The 13,042-nt window shown below is 35.4% G+C and carries 14 protein-coding genes and 1 tRNA gene; 10 read left to right on the top strand and 5 right to left on the bottom strand.

Going from position 1 to position 13,042, the window contains the following annotated elements; genetic code table 11:
• Positions 1-13: 13 nt before the first annotated feature.
• The gene (locus IP358_RS00555; RefSeq protein ID WP_006802218.1) at positions 14-856 is read left to right on the top strand and encodes a MetQ/NlpA family ABC transporter substrate-binding protein; all 843 of its coding nucleotides are present in this window, start codon (positions 14-16) and stop codon (positions 854-856) included.
• Positions 857-1,330: 474 nt separating this feature from the next.
• Here the strand turns inward: IP358_RS00555 and IP358_RS00550 are convergent.
• Both IP358_RS00550 and IP358_RS00545 read right to left on the bottom strand, forming a co-directional pair.
• A tRNA-Phe gene (locus IP358_RS00550) sits at positions 1,331-1,406 on the bottom strand.
• Positions 1,407-1,452: 46 nt separating this feature from the next.
• Positions 1,453-2,379 carry a hypothetical protein gene (locus tag IP358_RS00545; protein WP_006802219.1) on the bottom strand — a complete coding sequence of 309 codons (927 nt, stop codon included), beginning with the start codon at positions 2,377-2,379 and terminating at the stop codon, positions 1,453-1,455.
• Positions 2,380-2,519: 140 nt separating this feature from the next.
• On the opposite strand from IP358_RS00545, the gene panC reads away from it, so the two are divergent.
• Positions 2,520-3,359: a pantoate--beta-alanine ligase gene (gene panC / locus IP358_RS00540; RefSeq protein WP_006802220.1), complete on the top strand. Its 840-nt coding sequence runs from the start codon at positions 2,520-2,522 to the stop codon at positions 3,357-3,359.
• 47 nt (positions 3,360-3,406) lie between these two features.
• Here the strand turns inward: panC and IP358_RS00535 are convergent, their stop codons facing one another.
• From IP358_RS00535 to IP358_RS00525, 3 genes are all read right to left on the bottom strand, one after another.
• Positions 3,407-5,161, bottom strand: a complete 1,755-nt coding sequence (locus IP358_RS00535) for a methyl-accepting chemotaxis protein (protein ID WP_370521316.1) — start codon at positions 5,159-5,161, stop codon at positions 3,407-3,409.
• 133 nt (positions 5,162-5,294) lie between these two features.
• On the bottom strand, positions 5,295-5,873 hold the full coding sequence (gene rsmD / locus IP358_RS00530; protein WP_006802222.1) for a 16S rRNA (guanine(966)-N(2))-methyltransferase RsmD: 579 nt from the start codon (positions 5,871-5,873) through the stop codon (positions 5,295-5,297).
• Positions 5,866-6,336, bottom strand: a complete 471-nt coding sequence (locus tag IP358_RS00525) for a hypothetical protein (RefSeq protein ID WP_006802223.1) — start codon at positions 6,334-6,336, stop codon at positions 5,866-5,868. Before IP358_RS00525 ends, rsmD begins: the two co-directional genes overlap by 8 nt.
• 111 nt (positions 6,337-6,447) lie before the next feature.
• Between IP358_RS00525 and aroQ the strand changes: the two genes are divergently transcribed.
• Genes aroQ through fliM form a run of 8 tightly spaced genes read left to right on the top strand, consistent with a single transcriptional unit; the run spans position 6,448 to position 13,040 of the window.
• Positions 6,448-6,948: a type II 3-dehydroquinate dehydratase gene (gene aroQ, locus IP358_RS00520; RefSeq protein ID WP_006802224.1), complete on the top strand. Its 501-nt coding sequence runs from the start codon at positions 6,448-6,450 to the stop codon at positions 6,946-6,948.
• A 17-nt stretch (positions 6,949-6,965) separates the two neighbouring features.
• On the top strand, positions 6,966-8,015 hold the full coding sequence (locus IP358_RS00515) for a M24 family metallopeptidase (protein WP_006802225.1): 1,050 nt from the start codon (positions 6,966-6,968) through the stop codon (positions 8,013-8,015).
• Positions 8,015-8,626 (top strand): 2-amino-4-hydroxy-6-hydroxymethyldihydropteridine diphosphokinase, encoded by a 612-nt coding sequence (gene folK / locus IP358_RS00510; protein ID WP_006802226.1) that lies wholly within the window; start codon positions 8,015-8,017, stop codon positions 8,624-8,626. Before IP358_RS00515 ends, folK begins: the two co-directional genes overlap by 1 nt.
• A gap of 15 nt (positions 8,627-8,641) precedes the next feature.
• Positions 8,642-10,042, top strand: a complete 1,401-nt coding sequence (gene flhF, locus IP358_RS00505; protein WP_006802227.1) for a flagellar biosynthesis protein FlhF — start codon at positions 8,642-8,644, stop codon at positions 10,040-10,042.
• The gene (locus IP358_RS00500) at positions 10,039-10,896 is read left to right on the top strand and encodes a P-loop NTPase (protein WP_006802228.1); all 858 of its coding nucleotides are present in this window, start codon (positions 10,039-10,041) and stop codon (positions 10,894-10,896) included. The genes flhF and IP358_RS00500 overlap by 4 nt, the downstream gene beginning before the upstream one ends.
• Positions 10,897-10,914: 18 nt before the next feature.
• A complete protein-coding gene (locus tag IP358_RS00495; protein ID WP_006802229.1) occupies positions 10,915-11,301 on the top strand; it encodes a hypothetical protein in 387 nt (128 codons plus the stop codon).
• Positions 11,285-11,989 (top strand): RNA polymerase sigma factor FliA, encoded by a 705-nt coding sequence (locus tag IP358_RS00490; RefSeq protein WP_006802230.1) that lies wholly within the window; start codon positions 11,285-11,287, stop codon positions 11,987-11,989. Before IP358_RS00495 ends, IP358_RS00490 begins: the two co-directional genes overlap by 17 nt.
• A complete protein-coding gene (gene fliM, locus IP358_RS00485; RefSeq protein WP_006802231.1) occupies positions 11,982-13,040 on the top strand; it encodes a flagellar motor switch protein FliM in 1,059 nt (352 codons plus the stop codon). Before IP358_RS00490 ends, fliM begins: the two co-directional genes overlap by 8 nt.
• Positions 13,041-13,042: the final 2 nt, after the last annotated feature.

Here is a 13,042-nt window from a genome sequence, read left to right as displayed (position 1 = left end):
AAAAAGGGCAGATATGTTTAAATTCGCATTATTTAGCAAATTAACATTTGGTGCGTTGCTTGTAGCAGCGATTTTTAGCGGTTGTGATTCTAAAACAGAATCTAATATGGAATCTAAAACTAGTGCTAACTCTCAAGGAACAGAAAAAATCATCGTAGGCGCAACTCCAGAGCCACACGCAATGATTTTAGAACAAATCAAACCACTTTTGGCAAAAGATGGAATCGAAATTGAAATTAAGGAATTTACAGATTATGTTACGCCAAACAAATCCCTAGATGATGGCTCACTTGATGCAAACTTCTTTCAACACAAGCCTTATTTAGATTCCTTTAATAAAGAGCATAAGACAAATTTAGTTAGTGTTGCTGGAATACACATTGAGCCTATGGGTATATACTCTAAAAACATTAAAAATTTAGATGAACTCAAAGAAGGGGATCTAATCTCACTGCCAAACGATCCTAGCAATGGTGCACGCGCACTTAGAATCTTAGAAAAAAATGGATTAATCAAGCTTAAAGATGGTGTAGAACTTGCGAGCGTGCAGGATATTGTAGAAAATTCAAAAGGACTAAAGTTTAAAGAAATGGACGCTCCGCAGCTAGCAAGAGCACTGGGGGATGTTAGTGCGTCTGTGATTAATACAAACTTTGCATTACTTGCTGGACTTAATCCTCTAAATGACGCAATTGCTATTGAAGACAAAGATTCTCCTTATGCAAACATTCTTGTAGTAAAAGCTGGAAATGAAAACAATCCAAATATCCAAAAGCTTATTAGTGCGCTTCAAAGCGAAGAAGTAAGAAAGTTTATTATGGATACTTATAAAGGTGCGATTTTACCAAGCTTCTAGGCTTCAGTCTCCCCTGCGGAGACTCTCTTTTAATTTTACTTGCTTAATCTTCCCATAAATTTTTTAGTAACGCAATAAATTCTAGTTACTTAACCTGCAAGACTTTAAAAGATTCCAAAACTCTTCATCTCTTGGCGGTGGCGCAGATTGTTTTTTCTCATAAATTTCTGTAATTTCTGTTTTTTAAAGCATTGTTTATTATTTATAATTTACATTAGAACAAAATTTATAGCGAGAAGCCACATTTAAAAATCTACGATAAATTCTAACACATAAAAACCAGCTGTGTTTTCTTAAATGACTTATATTTTCACCTTTTTATAAAAGTTTTCACGCCCTATTGTGGAGCCTTTAGCGACTTGTTTGTAATCGTGGCTATCAAAATAATATTCAATAGATTCTAAAATAGCTTTAAATTTAACACACTATTATTGAGAATTGCTGATATAATATTCAAAGGGGAGAGTTCAAAAGTGGTGGCTCGAGGCGGAATCGAACCACCGACACGGAGATTTTCAGTCTCCTGCTCTACCGACTGAGCTATCGAGCCTTAAAAAAAGGAATCAGAATTATAGCATTTAACATTTAATCAAAGCTTAAGCACCTAGTTTGCGGAATAAGTAAATTGCATTGCCTTTTGTATCACAAAAAGCTTTAAGATTCTCATACCCATAGAATAATGCAAGCTTAAAAAATCCATCTAAGTTATACTCTTTTGCTTTTTCTACAAAAATCACTCCCCCACTCTCTAACTTTTTGTGCAAAAACAAAAAATCTTTTTTCTCTCTATTTTCATATTCAGCGTTGCTCACTTGCGCTGCCTTTAAACGCTCTTTGCTAATATTTGAAAACCACATTTTTAGCAAATGTTGCTCAAAGTAAATTTCTGCATTAAACACATAAGGCGCATAATATGCCATTTTTACTTTTTTACCATTTAACATTGCTTCTATTGCACTTTCGTTATCAAAAAAACTCGGAATGCAATAATGCAAAATTAAAATTTTCATAGGATCAATATTAGACAAAACCGCCTTATATGTGCGCAGAACACGCTCTTTAACATCAAAATATTCTGGCGTTGAAATGGTATTGTTTATAATTTGTGGCATTTTTAAAACTTCAGAAACTAAACGCTTAATCCACAAATTCACAGCATCTCTAGGAGAGGAATCTAAAAACTCTCTAATGCTCATCACCTCATCATAAGTTTTGGGATCCAAAAACCGTCTCACTCCACAATCTGCAAAATTTCTCTTGATTTTAATTTCACCTAAGCGATTCCTAATGCCTGCAAAACTCGGATAAAAAAATTCCGATTCAAAGTTAATTTTAATAAGTGGATTATCATCATAAACTAGACATTTACGCTCATTAATCGCCGCCTCAAAGGCAAAATTGCCCATTGACATATAAGGCACTAATATCTCTTCTCTCTCATTTGTTTGTGATAAAATTACCTTTTCATAAATACTTAAATAATCCGCTTCTGAAACTTTTATTAAATCTTTCAATCCCTGCATAGCATTCCTTAATTTTTATCCCTACTGATTCACTCTTGTTTAATACATTCTAGCATATTTACACGAAGTTTTATTTATTTTTTAACTTTATACTTGCATAATTTGCGCCTTTATTGCAAACACCAAATCAAGGAATGCAAATGCAAGTCATCACAAATACAATAGAATTGCGTCAATATATCACAGAAATTAAAGCAAAAAACAAAACCATAGGTTTAGTCCCTACAATGGGGGCATTACACAATGGACATTTATCACTCATTACAAAAAGCAAAGAACAATGTGATTGCACTATTGTCTCAATCTTTATTAACCCTACACAATTTGCCCCTAACGAAGACTTCGAGCAATACCCTAGAAAAAAAGAAGCGGATTTAAGCGTTTGCCAAAAAGCAGGTGTTGAGCTAGTTTTTATGCCTGAAATTGCGCAAATGTATCCGCTAGATTCCACATTGCAAACTACATTTAACGCACCCAAAAATATGGCAAGCGTGTTAGAAGGAGCGACGCGTCCGGGGCATTTTGATGGTGTGTTACAAGTGGTGTCAAAACTTTTTAATCTTACACAACCTACAAAGGCGTTTTTTGGGCAAAAAGATGCACAGCAACTCTTAATTATTCAAAAAATGGTGGAGGATTTATTTTTACCTATTGCTATCGTACCTTGCCCTATTATTAGGACACAAGATGGGCTAGCATTAAGCTCACGCAATGCATATTTAAGCGCAAACGGCAAAAAAGAAGCTCTAAAAATTTCTAGTGCTTTAAATACAATCACAAGGGCAATAATGCAAGGAATTACAGATTCTAAAATACTAAAAAATGCCGCCCTAGAAGTCTTACAAAATGTGGAAGTAGAATACTTAGTGATTGTAGATAGGGAATTAAAAGAATTACCAAAGATTAAAAAAGATTCCACACTAGTGCTAATTGTAGCACGCATCGAAGGCGTGCGATTGCTAGATAATTTATGGTTCTAATGCAATCAATTTCAAAAAATGGGAGTTATAAAAACTCCCTTACTCCCCTAAAACCTCTTCTTATTCACATCTCCTAAAATATCATCTGCAATCTTATTAACATTTGTTGAAATATCACTAGTGTGATTTGCAACACTTACATTATCTTGTGTAACAGATTCTAATTGAGCAATAGCTTCATTGATTTGACTGACACCTTGAGTTTGCTCTTTAATAGATTCACTCATATCATTAACACCTTGCACTAGCACATTAACATTAGCTTCAATTTCATTAAGTGATTTTCCTGTTCTCTCTGCTAGTTTTCTTACTTCATCTGCTACAACTGCAAAGCCTCTTCCGTGCTCACCTGCTCTTGCTGCTTCAATAGCAGCATTAAGAGCAAGCAAGTTTGTTTGATCTGCAATATCTTTAATGACTCCTACAATGTTTTTAATATCTTCTGCTTGTCTTGCTACTTCTGTAGTTTTATCATTAACATTTTGCATTGATGAGCTAATCTCTTCAATAGCTGCTGCTGATTGTTGAAGTGAGCTTGCTTGAGATGAGCTACCATCTAAGAGTTTATTCATAGATTCTTGTAAAACATCTGTTTGTTCTACTAATTCTTTTGCATAGCTTTCAGAAGAAGCTAGCATTTTTCTAATCTCTTCACCTAAAATATTTGTAGTAACCTCTACACTTCCTTTAGCATTTTGCACTTCTGTTGTGAAATCTAAGGATTTATAAGATTCAAAGACTCTATGGATTTCATTCATATTAGAGCCTACTTTTTCTTGTAGAACATCTAGCATATTATTGAGCACATTTTTTAATTCTATTAATTGTGGATTATGAGGATTTTCTATAATCCTAGCTGTTAAATCTCCACTTTCTACTGCTTTTGCTGTTTGTGCAGATTGTGCAATGGCTAGGGAGTCTTGTTTGAGCCCTGCTTCAATGTTTTGGATATTTGTGTTGATTTCTTTTGCCATTGCGCCAAATTCGTCTTTGGAATTCAAAGACACAAGTGTTGTGTTTGTAGAATCATTATTAATGAAGTTAAAGAAATTGCGCAAATTGATTTGCAAAACACGCACACTTGAAACAAGATTACCATAAAATGCCCAAAGGAGTGGAACTACAATCACAAAAAAGCACACTATTCCAATACTAAATGCCTTAAAAAGTGTTGCATTAATATCATCAATGATACTATTAGAAATCTCTTCTGTATGGGTTGCAAGTGTATCTGTATAAACTCCAGTGGATAGCCAAATATTATTTGTATTTGGAATCATCACAGCGTAACCGATTTTTTGTGCTGTTCCGTGTGTGCCATCTGGCAAAGGTTTTGAAAAGGTAAAATACACAAATTTTGTTTCTCTATCCTGTGTTTTTGCGGTTTCAAAAAGCTCACGGACATAATACACTCCATTAACATCTTTTGCTTCATACAAAGATTTTCCAATTAAATCTTTACGCGTTGGATGAGCTACTGGAATATGTTCTTTATAGGCAAAATAATATCCACTTTTATCATTTTCAAAACGGAATTTTTCAATACCTGTTGCAATGATTTGAATTTGTGTTGCTTCATCAAGACCTCGCACAAACTCTCCCAAGGTATTTGCTAAAGAATCCGTAGCAAGCTTTAGCTTTTGCTCAACCTCTTGACTAACGCCATCATGAATTGCAATACGCGTATCGGCAATCATACTTTTTTCATAATACATCACAATTCCAACAGCCACGATAAGCCCAATCAACATACCAACAACTAGTGTCATTATTTTTGCTTTGAGCGATAAATTTTTATACATACACTATTCCTTGAAATTTTTAGATAAATACCGTGGCGCATTTTATATTCTCTTTATTTAAAAATCTCTTTTTAAAGCCTTAAAACCACAATAAACTATACAAATTTTCGCCTAGTTAATTTTGAATCCAACCTTATCCAAAATAACTTAAACTACTTTTGCCAAATTTTTTGGTTTTAATATACGCAAATGATCCTATTTTATCTGGGATTATGAGCGTGGAATGATGCTCTAAAACAACCAAATTAAAAATATTAGAATCCAAATTTTCTATCATTTTAAAACATTTTACATAAATATCTTGCATATTCTCACGCATTTCAAAAGGTGGGTCAATGTAAGCAATACTAGGCGTTTCTAGTGTTTTTAAAGCCACAAAATATTCCTTAAAAGTATCTCCAAAAACAAGTTTATAAGAAGATGGGTTTTTGCAAATATTTACCAAATTAGATTCTAACACTGCAAAAGATTTTTTATTCTGTTCAAAAAATAGCGCAAACTTCGCACCACGACTTAATGCTTCAATCCCTATGCTTCCACTTCCAGCAAAAAACTCCACAAAATTCGCCCCCACAATATCCGCACTTAGCGTGTTAAAAAGCGATTCCTTTAAAATTGCCTTTGAAGAGCGTGTGATTTCCAAAGGCGCCATTTGCAAATTCCGCCCCTTGTAGATTCCACCAATCACTCTTAAAGTTGGAATCTTAGCCACGTTTTTCCTTTGAATGCTCCAAAATAACTTCTTTAATCTCTTCTGCATAACGCCTTAAAATCGTTTCAAGCTTTATGTTTAAATCCTCTAAAATATTGAAATCCAAATTCATATTTTCTGTCTGTTTCTGTATTTTTAAAGGCTCTACAATACTTGCGCTTGTTTGATTAAATGCCCTAATCTCTTCAATTTCTCTTTCTAATCTTGGAGAAATCGCACTTTTACTCTCTCCATTTAGCGCATAATAAAAAGATTCCAGCTCTTTTAATAAAAGCTCTTTTGTGAAAGGAATCTTTAAATGCGCCCCTTCCATATTGCCAATTAAAAAGACAGGCTTTTGAGATTCCACAGGCTGCGTTGCCACCGCAAAATCACACATTTTATAGCTTGTTAAATATTCTTTTAAATACATTTCCAAACTTCTATCTAGCAATAAGGAATCGCAAATTAACGCAATTTTCATTTTACTTCCTTAATAAATTTAACTCTATTATTTTACTAGCTTTTACCCTAAGATTCCATATTTTAGAATCTTTTTGCTATAATCTAGCAATTTTTATCTTAGGAGTAAAGAATGAAAGTAATGGTAATCCAAGGACCAAACCTAAATATGCTAGGCGTGCGAGATCCACGCATTTATGGACCTGTTAAACTTGAAACAATCCACGAAAATATCCAAACTCAAGCACAACAAATGGGCATAGAGGTGAGCTTTTTTCAAAGCAATTTTGAAGGTGAAATTGTAGATAAAATCCAAGAATGCTTCGGGCAATTTGATGGAATCATCATTAATCCAGCAGCGTATTCTCACACTTCTGTTGCAATCCGCGATGCAATTGCAGCAGTAAATCTTCCAACTATTGAAGTGCATATTAGCAACATTCACGCCAGGGAAAAATTCCGTCAAGAAAGCTTAACGGCAGCGGTTTGTGCTGGAGTTATCGCGGGATTTGGACCACTAGGCTACCACTTAGCACTTAATGGACTAACACAAATTGTAGGAGAAATAAATGCAGTTAAAAATGCGCGCAAACAAGCAGTAGCACAGGCTCAAACTGCGCAAGAACAACAATAACTATATAGGAGGGCATTATGGATAACTTTATCATAAAAGACGAAAATGCCCTTTATTTTGAAGTGGGTTACAGCTGTGATAATGCATTATTTATAGCCTTTGGCGATGAAGGATATTTTATTACCGATGGGCGTTATGCAACAGAAGCAAAAGAAAATCTAAAGCACGAAAAATACGCAATCTCTCTTATTATTACCCACGATCTTATCCGCTCTGCACGCACAATCTTAAAAAAGCACGAAAAATCAACGCTAATTTATAATCCACAAGAATTTTCTGTCTTTGTCTTTGAGCGTTTAAAGCACAATATTAAGATCAATTTTACTCCAAAACCAAATTTCCATCAAGAAAAAAGAATGGTAAAAACAGCTGATGAAATCGAACTTTTAGAGCATTCACAACATCTAAATTTTAAGGCTTTTAAGAGGTTTGCAAAATTCCTTAGCAAAAAGGGCAAAGACTCCACAGAATCCTTTTTGCACTTCAAGGCACAAGGCTTTTTAAGTAACAAAGGAAAATATGATTTAAGCTTTAATCCCATTGTTGGTATTAATGGCAATGCCGCTAAACCACACGCTCTCCCTAGTTTAGATAAGCTCAAAAAGAAAGATTTGCTACTTTTTGATGCAGGGCTTAAATATAAGCGTTATTGCTCAGATATGACACGCACAGGATTTTTTGGCAAAGATGGAATCTCTTTTTGCAAGAAACAACACTTTTTAGATTCCAACCTTCAAAAGATTTACGATATTGTCCTAAAAGCACAAGAAACAGCTATCAAAGGCGCAAAGCCCGGAATGCTAGCCAGTGAAGTTGATGCGCTAGCACGCAATGTAATTGAAAAGGCAGGCTTTGGAAAATACTTTGTCCATTCCACAGGACACGGAATTGGACTTGATATTCACGAGCTTCCAAACATCTCGCCGCGCTCTAAAATCATCTTACAAGAAGGAATGGTGTTTTCCATTGAGCCAGGCATTTATATCCCAGAGCACTATGGCGTGCGCATTGAAGATTTAGTTGTGCTAGAATCTTGTGGTGCAAGAGTTTTAGGAAAGACTTTGTAATGCTTGTAAAATCTAGTCAAAATACCCAAAGCAAACATTATTATGGCGTAAAAACCTATATACAAAAGTCGCTAGGCAAAGATTTAATAGAATTTATTCCAAAAACACATAAAAAAAGTTGGAATTCAAAATTTAAAACCGCTAAAACTCCGCGCTTTACACAAGTCCGCAAGCCTAATCCTTATAGGATTTTTAAGACTTATGGCGAACTTAAAAATTTTGTGATTTTAGGAGTTGGAGGGAATTGTGGGGAAACTTTAGTGCGTTTTTGGAAGCTTCTTAAAAAACTCTCTTGTAAAAATGTTATAATTTCCACTTCACCGATCCTAAAAAATCCAGCCTTTGGCTACACACAACAACCAGACTTTTATAATATGATAATTTGGATAAAAACAAGGCTTGGAATAGCGGATTTTTGGAGTTTTTGCGCATATTTAGAACGCTATTTTGGGAGAGCACGCAAACGCCCTTTTAAAAATGCGCCACGCACGCTAGATTTAGACATTATCGCTTTTAAGGATAAGCGCATTGTTATGGGGAGTTTAGAGATTCCACACAGGGCTTGGAGTGAGCGAGAAAGTGTTTGGATTCCGCTCATACATTGCAATTAAAGCTTGGAGAATGCTATGAAATTATTTACTTTTACCGCAGAAACAGGAGCGCAAGCCCTAGCAGAAGCCAAAAAAGAGTTAGGTGATGAGTTTTCAATCATCACACAAAAAAAGCTAAATGATGGCACTTATGAAGTTTCTGTTGCCATTAGCGAAGAAGATTTAAAACAAGCCAAAGCAAAACGGCAAGATGAACAAAAACCAAAAACAAACAATATCGCCGAACGCCTAGAGTTAATCGCACAAAAAGAAATTGAGCGAAAACGCATTGCACAAAATATGCCACCACTCCCAGAAGATGTATCTTTGCAGCTCTCTGATGCGGTGCGTCAAATCTCACAAATTGCGGGCGTGGAATCAAAAATCCCAGCAAAATTCCCTTATGGAGAGCAAAAAACAAATCAAGCTCCCACAAAAATACAAACTTCACAACCCAAACAAATAGAATTTAAAAAAGAAGATTCAAAAGATTCCACCCCGCAAAATAAAAAAGAGCTTCAAACTGATGATTTGCGTCTTATTAAAGGTGAAATTGATCGCTTAAATGACAAGTTAAAGCTTATACAAAATATGTTTTGGGAAGAACGCGGACCAAAGCGAGATGGGCTTATTATTCCACATGAATTTGCAGAGATTTATAGAATCACAAAAGCAAGCGGAATGGCAAAAGAACATTTAGAAAAGATTATGCAATTAACACTAGAGCTAATGCCTATTAAAATGCGTGAAAACTCTGTGCTAATCAAACGCTATTTTAGGGAAGTTTTACGCAAAATGGTAGTTGCAAGATCAGAAAAACTAAGCAGCAATGCAAAAAACATTATAATGTTAGTAGGTCCCACAGGCGTAGGAAAAACCACTACTCTAGCCAAACTTGCAGCGCGTTATTCTAGATTATTAAATAAAAATTACAAAGTTGGAATCATAACGCTTGATACTTACAGAATCGGTGCAGTGGATCAGCTAATGTTTTATGCAAAGAAAATGAAGTTGAGCATTGATACAGTGGTTGATACGGAAGAGTTTGTAAGCGCGCTAGATTCTTTAAAATATTGTGATTATATTTTAATTGACACAGTAGGAAGCTCTCAGCACGATAGAGCAAAATTAGAATCGCTAAAGAGCTTTGTTAATGCTGATCCAAACACAAAAATTGATGTAAGTTTAGTAATGAGTGCTACCACAAAATACGAAGATTTAAAGGATATTTACCACACATTTTCAACACTTGGAATTGACACTCTAGTTTTTACCAAACTTGATGAAACGCATAGTTATGGCAATGTGTTTTCACTTATTTATGAAACCAAAAAACCTGTAAGCTACTTCTCCACAGGGCAAGAAGTGCCAAATGATTTAAGCGTTGCTACAAGTGATTTTTTGATTGATTGCTTGTTAGATGGACTCGTTAAATGAAAAATCAAGCAGCAGAATTAGAGCTTTTAATCCATTCTAAAAAAGCAACTAGCACGAAGTTTATCACCATTACAAGCGGAAAAGGTGGTGTTGGCAAATCCACATTTAGCGCAAATTTAGCCTATAAGCTATGGCAACTTGGCTTTAAAGTTGGAATCTTTGATGCAGATATTGGACTTGCAAATTTAGATATTATGTTTGGCGTGCGTTGTGAAAAAAATCTTTTACATGTTCTTAAAAATCAAGCAAGTTTAAGAGATATTATTCTCCCCATTGAACACGGATTATATTTAATACCCGGAGATTCTGGGACAGATATTTTTCGTTACAAAAGTGAGTTTATGTTTGAAGCTCTTATTGAAGATTCCGCGCTTTTAGATAGTCTTGATTTCGTAATTATTGACACAGGGGCTGGCATTGGCGAATACACACAGACTTTTTTAAAAAATAGCGATGAAGCCATTGTAATTACAATTCCAGATCCAGCAGCAATTACTGATGCGTATGCGACAATCAAACTTGCTGCAAACTTTAAAGAACGCATTTTTATGCTTGTTAATATGGCAAAAAATAATGATGAAGCACAAATGATTTTTAAAAAGGTGCAAAAAATTGCTCAAAGTAACATAAGCAAAATTAACCTTGAATATATTGGCAAGATTACAAAAGCAACTTTGATTAACCATTACAGCAAAAATCGTAGTATTTTTGTCAAAGAAGAGCCAAACGCAACGCCTTCAATGGAGATAGAAGAAATCGCAAGAGCATTAGCTAAAAAAATGGAACGGAATGTGCTAGTGCAAGAGGATAAAAGATTTGGAAAATTCCTAAAAAAAATTTTGGGACATTTTTAGGAAATGTAAGGAAGCAAGATGTCTTTGAAAATGGATAATTTTTTAAGTTTCGCGATTGTTAATGGATTTTTTATTGGGCTTTTATTATCCTTTTTAAAGTTTGACGATCCTGCAATGATTGTAGCTGGCACACTTGTTTCTACAATGGGATTTTATTTAATTACACTTATTAGCGTATCGCTCTTTGTCAGCTTTATCAATACGCACGAAAGCACTAGCAAAAAGAATACCTACAATACACTTTTAGAAGAATATATTAGCGAGTTTGATAAACGCGAAAAAGCTACAAACAAAATCCGCGGATTCCTAAGAACAATGGAAAAAACAATGCGCGAAGAGGAACAAGAAGATTTGCGCAATAAAGCCAACAAGGCAGAAAGAAACGACTATGCCGATGACTTCTAATGGTTATCAAGATGCACTTAAACGCAATCAAGATTCCTTGGCGCTAGATTATCTCCCAGCCCTTAAAACAATGGCTTTCCGCTTAAAAGAACGCTTGCCAGCAAGTGTAGATTTCTCTGATTTAATCTCCATAGGCACAGAAGAGTTAATCAAACTTGCACGCAAATACGATAATAGCCTAAATGATTCCTTTTGGGGATATGCAAGACCACGCGTGCAAGGGGCGATGCTAGATTATCTCCGTTCTCTTGATCCACTCTCGCGCAATATGCGCACCTTAGTTAAACGCATTGAAAAAGAAATTGCCATTTATTACAATGAACACCAAGAAGAACCTGATAATGCGTATTTAAGCAAGCTTTTAGGTGAGAATGAAGAAAAAATCAAAGAAGCGAGAATGGCAAGTGAAATTTATAGTGTCCTGCCTATTGATGATCAACTTGGCGAACAAAAGGAAGGCACACTTGAAAGTATTGAAAAAGAAGAGTTAATCTCTGTAATTTTACAAATCCTAGAGCACGCAACGCCTAATGAGCAGCTTGTGGTGCAACTCTACTATTATGAAGAACTTAGCTTTAAAGAGATTAGTCAAGTCTTAGAAGTGAGTGAAGCTAGAGTTTCTCAACTCCACAGAGCAGTGATTAGAAGGGTTAGACAATACCTTGAAGAAAGGGGGTTAGATGGCTGATATTTTAAGTCAAGAAGAGATTGATGCGTTATTAGAAGTTGTAGATGATGAAGGCGGAGAGCCAGAAACACTAGAAAAACCTGCTGTTGTTCAGCAAAGGCAAATCACGCTTTATGACTTTAAACGCCCAAATCGCGTTAGCAAAGAGCAACTCCGAGCATTTCGCGGAATCCACGATAAGATGGCAAGAAGTCTCTCTAGTCAAATTTCTGCAATTATGCGTTCCATCGTCGAGATTCAACTTCACAGCGTGGATCAAATGACTTATGGGGAATTTTTAATGAGCTTGCCAAGCCCTACAAGCTTCAATGTGTTTTCTATGAAACCCCTTGATGGCACAGGTGTTTTAGAGATTAACCCTAGTATTGCCTTCCCTATGATTGATAGGCTCTTAGGCGGCAAAGGCGATCCTTATGAATCCACAAGAGAATTTAGTGATATTGAATTAAATTTACTTGATACAATTTTACGCCAAATGATGCAAAACCTTAAAGAAGCGTGGGCGCCTATTACAGAGATTTTTCCAACCGTTGATGTAAAGGAATCTAGCCCAAACGTTGTGCAAATTGTTGCACAAAATGAAATTGTTATTATGGTAGTTATGGAGATTATCATCGGGCATAGTAGCGGAATGATGAACTTATGCTATCCTGTTATCTCCCTAGAATCCGTGCTATCACGCCTTGCGAGCAGGGATATAATGCTAAGTGAAACCAGTGCGAAAAAATCAAGAAATAAAGAGCTTCAAGCACTCTTAGGGGGCGCAAAAGTCAATGTTGCTGCCGTTCTTGGAGAAACAAAGCTATCAATGCACGAAATTCTTGATTTAGAAGTGGGTGATATTGTGCGACTAGATCGCCCTGCTGATGATACAGTAATTATCAATGTTGATGGTAGAGAAAAGTTTTTAGCTAGTATTGGGCTACATCGTTATCGTAAAACCATTGAAGTTAAAGAGATGATAAAAACAGAAAAAGACCAAGTTAAAGAAATTTTAGAAATGCTTGAAGTGCAAAGAAAATCGCGCGCTAGCGAATTAGAAGAGGAGTAAAA

Origin of the sequence: Helicobacter winghamensis ATCC BAA-430, assembly GCF_028751035.1 — a bacterium.
GTDB classification, from domain to species: Bacteria; Campylobacterota; Campylobacteria; order Campylobacterales; family Helicobacteraceae; genus Helicobacter_D; species Helicobacter_D winghamensis.
Note: the sequence above shows the minus strand (reverse complement) of the source record. Positions and strands in the feature narration are given on the sequence as shown.